The organism is Microbulbifer variabilis ATCC 700307 (assembly GCF_000380565.1).
Taxonomy (GTDB): domain Bacteria; phylum Pseudomonadota; class Gammaproteobacteria; order Pseudomonadales; family Cellvibrionaceae; genus Microbulbifer; species Microbulbifer variabilis.
The window spans coordinates 1-12178 of record NZ_AQYJ01000023.1; the positions used below are offsets into that span (position 1 = coordinate 1).

General features: G+C 41.4%; 14 protein-coding genes and 1 pseudogene. 14 read left to right on the forward strand and 1 reads right to left on the reverse strand.

Annotated features, from left to right (window positions below):
• The 14 genes and pseudogenes from G367_RS26590 to G367_RS0105415 form a co-directional block, all read left to right on the forward strand.
• A pseudogene (locus tag G367_RS26590) lies at window positions 1-186 on the forward strand (hypothetical protein); the annotation flags it as partial.
• 113 nt (window positions 187-299) lie between these two features.
• Window positions 300-686, forward strand: a complete 387-nt coding sequence (locus G367_RS0105340; protein WP_020412076.1) for a DUF2057 domain-containing protein — start codon at window positions 300-302, stop codon at window positions 684-686.
• Between the two features lie 103 nt (window positions 687-789).
• Complete coding sequence (locus tag G367_RS23150) at window positions 790-1164, forward strand: DUF4288 domain-containing protein (RefSeq protein ID WP_020412077.1); 375 nt, start codon at window positions 790-792, stop codon at window positions 1162-1164.
• A 56-nt stretch (window positions 1165-1220) separates the two neighbouring features.
• Window positions 1221-1562, forward strand: a complete 342-nt coding sequence (locus G367_RS0105350) for a cupin domain-containing protein (protein WP_020412078.1) — start codon at window positions 1221-1223, stop codon at window positions 1560-1562.
• Window positions 1563-1656: 94 nt separating this feature from the next.
• Window positions 1657-2172, forward strand: a complete 516-nt coding sequence (locus tag G367_RS0105360; protein WP_245556661.1) for a hypothetical protein — start codon at window positions 1657-1659, stop codon at window positions 2170-2172.
• Between the two features lie 101 nt (window positions 2173-2273).
• Window positions 2274-2567, forward strand: coding sequence for a hypothetical protein (locus G367_RS0105365; RefSeq protein WP_020412081.1), 294 nt, complete (start codon window positions 2274-2276; stop codon window positions 2565-2567).
• A 132-nt stretch (window positions 2568-2699) separates the two neighbouring features.
• Window positions 2700-2975: a DUF7710 domain-containing protein gene (locus G367_RS0105370; RefSeq protein ID WP_020412082.1), complete on the forward strand. Its 276-nt coding sequence runs from the start codon at window positions 2700-2702 to the stop codon at window positions 2973-2975.
• Window positions 2976-3064: 89 nt separating this feature from the next.
• Window positions 3065-3295, forward strand: coding sequence for a hypothetical protein (locus G367_RS0105375; RefSeq protein WP_020412083.1), 231 nt, complete (start codon window positions 3065-3067; stop codon window positions 3293-3295).
• 106 nt (window positions 3296-3401) lie between these two features.
• Window positions 3402-3890: a hypothetical protein gene (locus G367_RS0105380; RefSeq protein WP_020412084.1), complete on the forward strand. Its 489-nt coding sequence runs from the start codon at window positions 3402-3404 to the stop codon at window positions 3888-3890.
• Between the two features lie 103 nt (window positions 3891-3993).
• Window positions 3994-4269, forward strand: a complete 276-nt coding sequence (locus G367_RS0105385; RefSeq protein ID WP_020412085.1) for a hypothetical protein — start codon at window positions 3994-3996, stop codon at window positions 4267-4269.
• Between the two features lie 159 nt (window positions 4270-4428).
• On the forward strand, window positions 4429-4734 hold the full coding sequence (locus G367_RS0105390; RefSeq protein WP_020412086.1) for a hypothetical protein: 306 nt from the start codon (window positions 4429-4431) through the stop codon (window positions 4732-4734).
• 2109 nt (window positions 4735-6843) lie between these two features.
• The gene (locus tag G367_RS26015) at window positions 6844-7071 is read left to right on the forward strand and encodes a hypothetical protein (RefSeq protein WP_157533361.1); all 228 of its coding nucleotides are present in this window, start codon (window positions 6844-6846) and stop codon (window positions 7069-7071) included.
• Between the two features lie 667 nt (window positions 7072-7738).
• Window positions 7739-8581, forward strand: a complete 843-nt coding sequence (locus G367_RS0105400) for a substrate-binding periplasmic protein (RefSeq protein WP_157533362.1) — start codon at window positions 7739-7741, stop codon at window positions 8579-8581.
• An 846-nt stretch (window positions 8582-9427) separates the two neighbouring features.
• Entirely contained in the window at window positions 9428-9745 is a 318-nt protein-coding gene (locus tag G367_RS0105415) for a hypothetical protein (protein WP_020412091.1), read from the forward strand.
• Between the two features lie 707 nt (window positions 9746-10452).
• Here G367_RS0105415 and G367_RS0105420 read toward each other — a convergent pair.
• On the reverse strand, window positions 10453-12063 hold the full coding sequence (locus tag G367_RS0105420; RefSeq protein ID WP_020412092.1) for a PGAP1-like alpha/beta domain-containing protein: 1611 nt from the start codon (window positions 12061-12063) through the stop codon (window positions 10453-10455).
• Window positions 12064-12178: the final 115 nt, after the last annotated feature.

Sequence of the window (12178 nt, forward strand, 5' to 3'; positions counted from 1 at the left end):
CATATGGACTATCGCCAAGCATCGCTATTCTATGAGTTTATTCACCCACGAGGGGGTATAAAGTTACTTCGGGCTATAGAAAATGGAGAGAAATTTGGTAATGCATTCTTGTCTGTGTATGGAAAAACACCGGAAGAAATGTTTCGGCAGTTTAAAGCAGAAATTAGTCCAAATGAATCACAGTAAAGCATTTAACAAATGGCGGCAATTCGCACGCTGCGCGTGCCGGACTCAGCACTACGTGCTTCGCCGTTGCGCCAGGCGTTATGTGTAATCGATAAGTTGGTGAGGCCCTAGTAATGAGAAGAGTAATATTGTTAACAGTATTTCTAGCGGCATGTGCTACGACTCCAGAGATGTATCAACCGAATTTAAATAAAGCGGTCTTGGTTGCCCAAAATGATGCTTGGGGAAAGTCATTTATTCCACTAGAAACCCAAGCCAATACACGGATTGAAGCAATTGATGGTGAGAAGGTATCGGATTTCTTCAATAGTACAAAAAATATTTCCATTGATCCTGGAGAACATAAGGTAGTGGTTTCTTGCTATCTACGAAGGGGAGGACTTCATCAAAAAGCGGAGCACGAGTTCATCCAAACTTTCAAGAAAGGCATAGTGTACGTTTTTGCGGGTAAGCTCGGTAAGGGCGCAGAATGTGAAGTTGATATTGAGCAACGTACATAACAATTACAATCAGATTGCTACGGGCCTTTGGCCCTTCGCGGGACGGCCTACGCTGCGCTCCAGCCGACCCTGTTGTAGCCATTATGTTCCCCAAGGGTAAAGTATGAAAAAGAAAGATCGAAGCCCTGTAGATTGGTATCTAGTGTCAGCAATACTTTCCTTCGAGAAAAATACCGAGGAAAGCCATGATTATAGAAGTGTCTGGGAAAACACTTACTTAGTAAGAGCAAACTCTCCACAAGTCGCTTTTGATAAGGGACTTATGTTTGCAAAAAATGATGAAGAGAAAATCGAGTATAAGGGTAAACCCGGCACGTGGAAGCTCAAGGGAATACGAGAAGTTCTTCCAATCTATGAATCACTTGAAGATGGCTCTGAAATAATGTGGACTGATCGAGGAAAAATGAACTTTAGCGAAATAGATTCAAAAGTAATTTCAAAAGAAGAATTTGAACAAAAGCTAAACGAAGAAACATAACCAGCAAAGGCTGTGGATGCTTCGCACCACAGCTTTGGGCGTTAAGCAATCAAACCATGAAACCAGTAAATACGAATAATTCTGAACACTACAAGTGGGGAAACGGCTCTGACGGTTGGCATCTATTAAAATCAGATAAGCTAAGTGTAATTGAAGAAAGGGTTTCCCCTGGTGAATCTGAAGTTCGGCATTTCCATAAACACTCACAGCAGTTCTTTTATGTGCTTTCAGGAATCGTCACCATAGAAATATCGGAAGTTCGTCATACAGTTGAATCAGGCCAAGGCATCCATGTTCCAGCAGGCATTCCCCACCAACTGATGAACCTGAGCACTAGTGAAATCAGGTTTTTAGTTATCTCTGAACCTCGGAGCCATGGAGATCGTGTAAGTGCTTAACAAAACCAAGCAAAATCGGCAGCGCAGAATGCGCGCTGCCTGGACCTCGCAAAAAGCGCTCGGCCTTTGTTGGCAGCGTTAGGTGCTCGTACATATGAGAATCTTCGTATTACTTTTAAGCCTTATTTTTTCACCTGTACTATTCGGTGAAAGTACTGGCTGGAGTACATATATTAGCGAGTATGGCTGGGCTACGGTTTCCGATACACATCAGGGAGAGCGTTCACTCTCAGAAGCAATCGCTCTTGTTCCTGATGACGTTTGGCTAAAGCACTTTCGAACATTCCCATCGGGGGAGGATGTTAAAATGCAAAAGGAGCTGCATAATTTCCTAGTATCAAAATATCCAGAACTTCACAATGAAGCCTTAGCGTCGGCTGGAAATATGCACAATCCTAAGGTGGTCTTCTTACGCGCAGCCTTTCAAGAGGCGTTGATGTCAACAAGCTTGGTCACACGAATTAACGCATCACTCAAGTCGAGGTGCGAGCGCATTACATCGGCCAGCTTCGAGAAGTTTACAATTCGTAAAAACGGCAATCAGCCTACCTATAATGCTATGGTTTGGCTTAGTTCCGAAAAATGCACCCAACAAGGCGATCAAGACTGACGGCTATTCCGTCGCTTGTTTATGTGGCGGTCGCTACGCTGCCACAACACAATCAACTACATAGCTGCAGCTTACCGCGACGTTAAGTTTCAGGAGTAATAATGGACCCAATAGTAATTGGTTTAGTTTATGCAGTAGCAGGATCGGTGATTCTGTGTCTTGCATTAAAACTATTCAAGGTTGAATTTAAATTGTGGCAACCAATTCTAGCAAGTGTTGTTGCAGGGTTGTGTGCAGCGTTAATACCTAATAATGGTGCAGGAATCATATCGCTAGCAGCTTTACTTGCAACTATGAAGTTTACAACAGATGAAGATTGGGAGGACTTGATGTACCCAGTATTCATCACTAGATTCGCATTAGTCCCAGTCTTAATGATGTTTGGCACATGGTAAACTTAACAAATTACTCAAGTGCGTTCCGGCCACAAAAAAGCGTGACCTCCACCGGACAGCCTTTTATGCATTGCTGTCGCACTGCACAAAAGTTTGCCGCTTAACAAGGCGTTATGCCTATGAGAGAAATTAATGAGTAAAGAGTGTGTTTGGGTATTTCATTCCGCTGGTGCTCGATTCGCAGGCGGAACTTTCTCAAGCGTAGAGTCTGCTGAGCTGTGGATTGGAACTCATAAACTAACGGGTGTTCTTACCTCTTATCCTCTTGATACGGGTGCTTATGAGTGGGCTGTTAAAAACGAATATTTTCAACCCAAAAAAGAGAAGCACAGCACGGCAGAGTTTATAGGTGGGTTTACGTCAGCTAATCAGGAGCATTATCACTATGAAAACGGGCAACAAGCATAACAAGGCGTGGTAGCGAGGGCGCTGCGCGCAGGGACAGCTTACACTACGTTCCAGCTGCCCCTGCACTCAGCGTTATAAGTAATAGAAAAATGGAACCTGAAGAACTGAAAAGGAAGTTAGATGTTGTTGCAGCGACTTGCATGCAGCTATCTAGGGAGTTGCAGTCTATCGATGCACAGTTAAGTCTGAATATGGACCGAACGGAGATTCGGGAAATAATTGGTAATCTCCATTGGGCGGCTGAGAATACTACTGTGCTTGGACTCCACCAAGTCGGAGAGGCGCTAGAAGATAATATGGGTACCGGTCTGAATGGTTGAAATTATTTATAACAAGCGCCGGCACAAATGCGCGCTTCGCGCTGTGGGCTCGCAACAAGTTGCTCGCCTGTGCGGCGGGCGTTAGAGCTCTCTAGGTAGTTACGAAATGGTATCTGAAGGTCCTGTGTTCTCATTGGGAGAATATATCTCTGAGCACAAAGATGATGATTGTGGTACGTGGGAGAATGGTCACGCTCCTTATATTGAGTATGTTCTAAATCAATTTAATGAACAGGAATCAAAGGAATTCAGTGAAAAGATATGGATGTGGTCAGATTTTCACTTGTATATGCTGGCAGATCCAATTCTCTTTTGTAAAAATGAATATATTGATCGTTATTTTTTATATTCAAAAATATTTGGTCAGGTTGGTGATGTGGAATACTTGGAATACTTAGCTGAAAACCTACGAGCTGTTATTCTTAACTCGAAAATGAAAAATATGGATAGTGATTTTCTGAGCAGGATAAAGAGCAATCTAGTTAAGATAATTGAAACAACAGATAACCCGAATTGGGCCGATGCACATAATCAATTAATCAACTTATTGATGGAAGAGATTCTGAAGAATGACGGGGAGAAAGCATGTCTCTAGTGGTAGCTAAAATTCGTCAAATTCTAACTCCACCGGACAGCCTACACAGCGTTCTGGCTGCCGTTTAGCAAAGCGTTATGAATCGAGTAGATTTTTGAGGATTATGAGTAATAAAGTTATTTTTATAATGGCCTTTTTTATGGTTGTTTGTGGGGTAGGTTGTGCAAGCCAAGAGGATCTTCTCCATGCTGATCTTTGGTCTGATGATTCATATATAAACACTCCTAAAAACAGTGAGGCTGCACAGGATCTAGGCAAAACACCTCGGGCTAGAATGTTGGAACAACGAAATATTGATAAAGAGAGAAAGAATCAATCATTAAAAGATCAGTTACTTGATGATTTAATTTTGGGTAAAGATGGAAAGATTAATTTTTAGCCTAATGTCAGTAGTACTCAAAGTATAATGTCTCCGGCAAATCCATACAAAGCCATTAGATTCACTCTGGCCAAAAAGTACGTGGCCTCCACTGGACTACCTCCGCGTTGCTCCGGCACCCGTTTATGGCGGCGTTACCTAGAAAAAGAAAATCGAATCATGAAAGAACCAGAACTAATCGTCATCCTACTAAATCTAGTTATCGTGCTTATTGCATATTTCATGATTTATCCTAAGTTAGCAGGGGCAGATGGGAATAAACTAGCAATTAGTGATATTTTTGCATCAGGCATATCGATAATAATAGCTGGCACCTTGTTCTGGAATTCAGGGAAAGAATTTAATGCCTTGTTTTTTAAGCTGAACTGGTTTTGGTTTACGTTATTCACATATGCTGCAATAGAGATACCTTTAATGCTTTGGTATCACAAAAGAAACAATGTTTGGGAATCGTTCAGCAGCTAAGAAGCACATCAAACATCTTCCAGCCGAAATTGGTAATAAAATTATTTTCAGAAACAATCTAAACTTTTGCAGGGGGACTCTTTTCCTGGGGGGTATCCGGAAGAAATGGGAGATGACATCGCCAGCCTATACGACTGGGTAGGATATTTTCCGAAGGTGGCGACTTGAGTGCGAATAAGCCTGTTTTCCCTGATGTCAAAATGTATCTTGTGTTTGGCGGGCTAGACATTGAGTATTGAAACCAGTGTTTTTTCATATAAAATTATAGCGTTACATTTTTGTGTGCGGAAGACTGGCAGTGTTGAGGTCAGCGGTTCGATCCCGTTTAGCTCCACCAAATTTCCCTTGTCTATCAAGGGATTGCGAGAAGAGGTCTGCAGTCTCTTGTCCGGTTGACTAAAATGTGAACAAAAAATCTCAGAAATAAAAAAAGGCCTTGTAGGCTCTTTTTTTATTTCCAAAATTTTCTCTCCTTCAAGCTCCTATCAAGTTCAAATTACTTACATTCTCTGTGATATGTATATTCCAGTGTTATCAATTTTGAATTGGGTTGCTTCCATATTCGTTGTAGTGAGGATTGGAAGGAGTGTCATATATTTTATTTAATTGTATCAATTAAAGGTGGAGAAAAGGTTAGTTACTATCGCTGGTGCTTTCCGGCAATTGGTGGCTGAGATTTTTAGGGATGTTATGCAGAGTGTTATAAAGAAACCTCCAATGAGTTAACAGTCATATATCGGATTGAGTAAAGGGATAGCAATGGAATGTAATTTTCAGAGGTTGAAAGCGCACATTTTACCACTCTCAAATTCGCAGAATTTTCATGCAGCTAAAAATGAATGGAAGTCAGTAGGAATAGAGATTTAAGAGAGTTCGGAAAATTGCCCATGCGGCCCGGCAATTAAAGAGTATTGCGACATTGAAAATTAATTTCAGAAATGTTTGGGGAGCTTTAAATATATGAAATAAACCTTTAAATTCAGGATCAGACTATACACTACAAGGCTCTTTTTATCACTACAGTTGAATACTATATCAATGAGGCGACTGTGTGCCTTAGACGTAGGTTACCTTGCCGATACTACTCGATGTACAAAGCGTCCTTCACCATTGAACCAATAAGAAACCAGTAGAGAGAGGCACAGTTCTAAATCACGACAACCCCAAACGCGGCACACGCTTGCCAGGAAACTGAGTTACAACGGAAAAATTCCGCACCGAAGCCAATGTCTCCGCCCAGGCTTAAATCCCCGAATCCCCGAATCCCCGAATCCCCGAATCCCCGAATCCCCGAATCCCCGAATCCCCGAATCCCCGAATCCCCGAAATTACCGATAGTTTCCCCGATTACTGAATATCCTAGCCCGGCCAGTGAGTGTAAAACTCGATTGGCTCGCCACCTGGCGCAACTGGCTAAAGCGCAAAAAGTACTTAGCTCCGGAACCCTGGACGGTAGGAAGTCGGTCAGTGCTGGGCCTCAGTCATGTAGAAATTGCGACGGACACCAACTGATAAAACCTAATCACTAAGGAGAGCTCACCATTCCAGAAGTTATCGAAAGGAATTCCACAACCAAGCCCAGCAGCCCTCTGGCCGTATTCCACACTAAGTCCACACACCTTGTGGAGGTTGTGTTCGCGAATACGGCGGTTGCTCAATACTAGATAAACCAACCCATTTAAATTCCTAGGCACATATCACCAAGATAATATACACGCGGATGAAAGGCGGTTTCAGGAATATTACGAGAGCATACCGCAGGCTGTGTGATGGGGGACTTGGCTGGTTTTTGGTTTGAGATGAGATTCGATAGTGCTAGACAAGCTTGGCAATACGCTTTTGATGGCTCTATAGTTGCCCTTAATTATGGGGCCATAAATTCGGTTCATATGGGAGCTGGGCGAGCAGGAATGTTGTAGTTCGAGGAGAGTTACAAGGGACGGCTAATCAAGTGATTTGTTGAGTTAATACTCCAGAGATAAGCGCTAAAGAAACCTCGGGAAGTAAGGACAATGGCAACCTCATTGTGGATTCTTGTGAGAAAAACTTTTAATTAAAAGTGTAGTTGCCAAGCTGCGACATAGTAATCCGTTGGCTTACTTCTGGGGTATGGCCGCCTATCTCCGTACAGACTCAAGAATCAAAGAGCGAGCGATGTTACCTCAGTACTTAATGTCTGAGTTTGATAAGTGGAAAGAGTCACTCCCGCGAGAGAGGGTTGGCCAGTACGCATTATTTTGTGTCAATGACTGTGTCTTGCGTGAAGTAAATGGACGCCCGGTAAATATTCGTCATGCACGTAAAGTCTTGGGGTGCGGCAATAAACGCCGGGATTAGGAGTCGGTGAAGTTTTGGAACCGCCTACAGAGGCGTCTGGGCCCCTTGCAAGTAACGGTGATTGAATAAACCAGAGCTATAAAAATTTCCCAGGCATATTGCTCCAGATTGCTTCAAGAGCATGCTAAATATAGCTTGAAAGTGTGCTTGTTTGCTTTCTGGTGTTAAGAGCTTAAAAGGGAGTAGTCCAAAGCTGATCCCGGGTGGGCAGGGGCTTTGGTATTTTGCCTTGTATCGTTGCCTTTGCACGGGAAGAGGGTGCCAACCAATAGTGAATATGTCCTTAGAGCAGTAAAGGGGTGCAAAAGCCAGGATAAGGTAGAGGCTGAGTTAAAGGTATTCTGGCTTCGCTACTTCCGTAGATGGGACCTGCAGGATGTTGTTACGGTGGTTAAAAGTCAGTCGCCATTATTAGGACTTTATGCCAAGTCATTGAGTTGAGTATTTAAATAGCATTCAGAATGTAGGAGAGGTTTCAATGACTTCAGGGAGTAATTTTAGACATCTTATTTAATATATACAGATGTTATTTAAGGCTGACATGAAAATTACTGTACTGGTGGAGTTTGGTGCTAGTTATTGTCTAATTAGAATTCAGGATCCAATATCTTAGCCTACTCTACTATTTAAATCTTCACAAAATTCCAGGTTATTACTGAGTGCTGATATGCAAAACATTAGTTTAAAGCAGCTACTCATGCTCGCTATTCTACTTGGCTGTACTTTATTTACTTTCGCGGCGGATAAATTGGCTCTGGGGAAGCCCTTAAAAGTTGCCATTGAATTTGATACGCCACCTTATGTAGAAAATCATGCAAAGGAAGGATTCGAGGTGGAGGTAATAAAGAGATCCCTACCTATGTATTCAGTAACTTTTGTACAGTTGCCCTGGAAGAAAATCTCGGAAGCCATCAAAGATGGAGTTGCAAATGTTGAAGCAAATGCAACTGAGGGGGTTACACATAAAAATCCTGATGATTATTATTATTCAAAAAACTATATAGGTTTTGTGAACTCTGTGATTAGTCACAAAAGAAAAGCATATGAAATAGAAAGTGTGGAAAACCTTGCTGAACACAAAATCATTATTTGGAGAGGTGCTCATCTTAGCCTGGGTCCTGAATTTAATCGCATTACCGAAGCTTTGAGAGCCAATGAAAAAAAATCAAATAATGTTAAACAAACTGATGCTAAAAAAATGTACATCGAGGCAGACGATTCACCCACTCAAGTTAAATTATTTTGGGGAGATCCTGCTTCAGTAACTATCATGGACGAAGCTATTTTCCGTGAACTATCCGTTAAACTATCCGATAAACAAGAGCGTTCTATGGAAGAAGTGAAATTTCACAAACTTCACCTACCTGTTACTAAGTTCAAGATGGCATTTAAAGATTGTAAGACCAGAGACGATTTTAATAAGGGACTGAAAAAAATTTGTAGTAGTGGTGAATATGCTAAACTAATGGAGAAGTATGGCATTCCGCCAAAGGCGAATATCTGTGAGTGAGGTGTGCATTATGAGTAAAAGCTCAAAATAGATAAGACGGTAGCGTGGTATCTTTGGTGCAAAAAAATCCTGATGTAAATTTATCCCAAAGCTGTCAGTGTTTACAGTTAACTGTGGAATAATTAATCTCTAATGAACTGTCGAATTCTAATGTAGTAAATAAGAACTCCTCCTTAAATCGGCCTTTGAGGCAGTTTATTTTTCCCTGAAAATACACAATTTTTATACTTTGGTGACCCCGAATCTATTTCAGGCGAGTGTAGCCGCCCTACAGTATGGAGCTACAGATACTCTCCGCTATTTCTGCCATTTTAGACCTTTTTGGAAAAGCCATGGATAATGCACTTCCTGACAAGAGTGAGTTTAATCGTCTCAAGACTGAAGTGGACTAAGCTAATTACGATGAACCTGGAGAAGCTTAAGTAGGCCTTTCAGGTGATTACTAAGGAAGCTAAAGGTGATTCATGGATACAGAGAAATTGGCGATAGCTAACAATGTTCAAGTTCGTAGAACTGACCGTGGCACCCTGCTGGGGTGGCCAGCGCCAAACCTCGACAAGAAATAGACCCTTGCTCTCCTGGAGATAGCAAAAATCGGCCTCGGTGGCTAAGTCGTGGGGCGCAGCGCTGAGAAGGCCATCAAAACCTGGAAGCAGCCATGACTTTCCAGGTAGCGGTAAAGGAAATAACAGAAAAGATAGGTTATCTCGCTGTTATTGGAGTGGGCAGTTTTGCCGAGTGGCTTGCAGATAAGCTGGCTTGACGTTTCTGGTGTATTAATAACTACATCAATCCTTACAATCATAAGCGATTAAAACTGCAGGAAAGGCAGCGAGGAAAGTTCTGATGGAAGTCACTGTCACTTTGGATACTTCAGCGTTTGATCATTCTCTTGTTGATTTGCAACGCGCACTAACTTATGCCAGCCCTTTAGATCTAGACAATGTAGCTTTTAAGATCAGGTGGGAAGAGCATTCAGGATTGGGCTGGGTCTTTATGAGCCCAACCAAACTAATCCCGAATTTCGTATTGGTTGAGAAAGCTACCAAGCACTCTAATGTTGACAAAATCTATATAAGTGACCCTACCACCAAGGGCACGGAACCAAGTAAATACTTGGTCTTAACGATAATTGGATTCAGTCGTAATGAGAAAAGGTTTTAGCGAACACTATGCTATACCAAGCTACTGCAGCTGGTGCAGTAAATCCAAGCGAGGATCACCCAAGAGTTACTTTTTTCTCTTTTATAGAGTGTTCTTAGGGTTTTTTAGTGGAAAAGCGCAGAAAATATTATATTGACAACCCAGATAAAGGGTAGTTAGTTGATTAATATCATGCCAGAAAAGTTATAAATGGAATGGACATAGCGAGAAAAATTGAGGGGTATGTCAAGGAGTTTTAGCACGCGCTTCTTGAGGTTGGAGCAGTCGCTTAAAACATGATTTACCACTTACTATTAAGTTGGTGACTGTATATCTTGTTGGCTACCGATGAAGTGAAAATAGCTACTTAGATGTAGTGGATTGAACTGAATCCTAAAGTTATTGGAATTAAAGAGGAAGCTCAGTCTGGAGTTAAATTTATCAGGTGAAATAGAAGAAATAGAATTAGATAGACATTTTCATATGACCTAAAATTACGTAGCGGCAGGAAATTTTGATAATGCAATTTTACATTATAGAGGAATTAAGCGTACGTATTCGTAAATACGATCATATCTATGCTGAATATGGGAAAAGGTTGCTTTGGAGCAACTAGAACTACTAAAAAAAGAAGAGGTGGGGCTAATGTCAACGTAATATTTTGGGTTATGGTCACAGATTTCAACGTAAAATCTTAACTGTGTTGAAATACAGTAAGTCTAGTAAGTTCATATCCAGGGACGAACTTCGAGTTTCAAGCTCCCGGTAATCCCAGGTCGAGACCCTTGTTTAATTGGAATACTATAACTATAACCCAAAACTGTATCACCATCTTTAATCGCAGTGGCCTCTAAAGGCTTGGGATTCATACTAAGGGTATTTTCCCTATCAGAGTACATTATACGCCAACCACCAGGTGCATTAGCGTTCGGAACCGCCTCAATGGGTATCAGCTTGCGAAAGATGAAGTCTCCTTCGTAATGACGCTTCATAAAAAGAACATGGTCTACCTCATAGTCAGGCATCATAACTTTTAAATCAATTGCAAAACAAACTGAGTTTGAGTGTTCGTTATCGATTTCAAGATCTGAGTCTGAACTTTTTTCCGGGTCAAGAAATACGGAAAAGAGATGCGGGCTCATGGAGCGATTAGGAACACGTTTTGAGTTATTACCCTTACTAAAAAGTTCATTATATTTGCGGAATATTTCAGAATTTTCACTCACCATCCGGCGAGTAACTTGCCATTGATAACGACGTATACTCACAGCAACCTCAAATTGATAAGCGGCCTCTATTTTCTTACCTCTATCGTGAGCCTCCTTTAATGGCTCTGGTAGTGTTAAATTATCAATGTCAAGAATTCCATCAACACGTAATTTACCAAATAGAAAGCGGGTAAGATTTTGGTATCCTTCTTCGGAATTAACGATACCGTAATGTCCAGAATGACTGCGATGTACAAACGCTCGAGGGGAGGCTACCTTTTTACCATTCTGATCATATCCATGAGTTGTTGCGTTTTTAATTTGTACTAAACCATCACTTGCGGGGCCAACAGCCCAAGAGGAGCCTCCTCCTAGTACTGTATAGTCATCTGAATTAGTTCCGACTAAATTAAATATTCGATCGGGCGGAAAATTTTCAACAAGAGAGACATCGGAGGTATCATCTAAGTTAAAATAATCAGCCATCTTTCTTCGGTTAAAATTACTTGCGTCACCGAAAGATAGCCAACCTGGTATGTTACGTATAATTCGTATGTCTATTCCACTGTGTGGGGTAGCATAAGTAAAAACTTTATCTACTGCTTTGCGGGCATTATGAGTGCTTAAACTTTCATTCTGTAAGAATGAGCGGCAAATGAGCCCACCCATCGAATGGGCTACAAGGTGAACTTTAAAGTTCGATTTATTAACGTTGTTTACTTTATTTGAACAGACTTTCTCTCGTAACAGGAGAATAAGTTTACCTAGCCCTGCAGCAAAATGTTCAATGGATGGAGTTTTTCCATCTCCGAAGTCTTTTGATGCTTCCTCATAGTATCGATATGTAACAACACAACGATACGGAATGGGATTGTCTTCACATTCTCCCACTACTAAGTCTTCTCCATTTTCAAGAACATCTTCGTAATTGTATTCACTAATCAGCCTTAAAAGGGGTGACTCAAAATAGTAGGCCTTAAATCCCCCATCAACAGCACGCCGCATTTTAGTTGACCCAGTATTGAATCCCATATAAGGGTCGGCTACCGCATCCTCAATAGCAGATCGAGTAAGTGCAAAACCACGGACATAAATAATAGGATGAAAAGGATGGTGTGAATTATTAGTCATCGTATACCTCATCACACATTTACATGACAATTGCAACTACTTTTAGAGACAGAAAGTATATAACAAAAGCTGATAGAAATAAGGATCATAATATCTTCGGATATTAAGAAAAAGA

What these genes read in the sequence shown, in the direction of transcription:
- G367_RS0105380 (WP_020412084.1), top strand. Translation starts at nt 3,402, where the DNA reads ATGGTATCTGAAGGTCCTGTGTTCTCATTGGGAGAATATATCTCTGAG.
- G367_RS0105375 (WP_020412083.1), top strand. Translation starts at nt 3,065, where the DNA reads ATGGAACCTGAAGAACTGAAAAGGAAGTTAGATGTTGTTGCAGCGACT.
- G367_RS0105370 (WP_020412082.1), top strand. Translation starts at nt 2,700, where the DNA reads ATGAGTAAAGAGTGTGTTTGGGTATTTCATTCCGCTGGTGCTCGATTC.
- G367_RS0105390 (WP_020412086.1), top strand. Translation starts at nt 4,429, where the DNA reads ATGAAAGAACCAGAACTAATCGTCATCCTACTAAATCTAGTTATCGTG.
- G367_RS0105420 (WP_020412092.1), bottom strand. Translation starts at nt 12,063, where the DNA reads ATGACTAATAATTCACACCATCCTTTTCATCCTATTATTTATGTCCGT.
- G367_RS0105365 (WP_020412081.1), top strand. Translation starts at nt 2,274, where the DNA reads ATGGACCCAATAGTAATTGGTTTAGTTTATGCAGTAGCAGGATCGGTG.
- G367_RS0105385 (WP_020412085.1), top strand. Translation starts at nt 3,994, where the DNA reads ATGAGTAATAAAGTTATTTTTATAATGGCCTTTTTTATGGTTGTTTGT.
- G367_RS23150 (WP_020412077.1), top strand. Translation starts at nt 790, where the DNA reads ATGAAAAAGAAAGATCGAAGCCCTGTAGATTGGTATCTAGTGTCAGCA.
- G367_RS0105340 (WP_020412076.1), top strand. Translation starts at nt 300, where the DNA reads ATGAGAAGAGTAATATTGTTAACAGTATTTCTAGCGGCATGTGCTACG.
- G367_RS26015 (WP_157533361.1), top strand. Translation starts at nt 6,844, where the DNA reads ATGGCCGCCTATCTCCGTACAGACTCAAGAATCAAAGAGCGAGCGATG.
- G367_RS0105415 (WP_020412091.1), top strand. Translation starts at nt 9,428, where the DNA reads ATGGAAGTCACTGTCACTTTGGATACTTCAGCGTTTGATCATTCTCTT.
- G367_RS0105360 (WP_245556661.1), top strand. Translation starts at nt 1,657, where the DNA reads ATGAGAATCTTCGTATTACTTTTAAGCCTTATTTTTTCACCTGTACTA.
- G367_RS0105400 (WP_157533362.1), top strand. Translation starts at nt 7,739, where the DNA reads ATGCAAAACATTAGTTTAAAGCAGCTACTCATGCTCGCTATTCTACTT.
- G367_RS0105350 (WP_020412078.1), top strand. Translation starts at nt 1,221, where the DNA reads ATGAAACCAGTAAATACGAATAATTCTGAACACTACAAGTGGGGAAAC.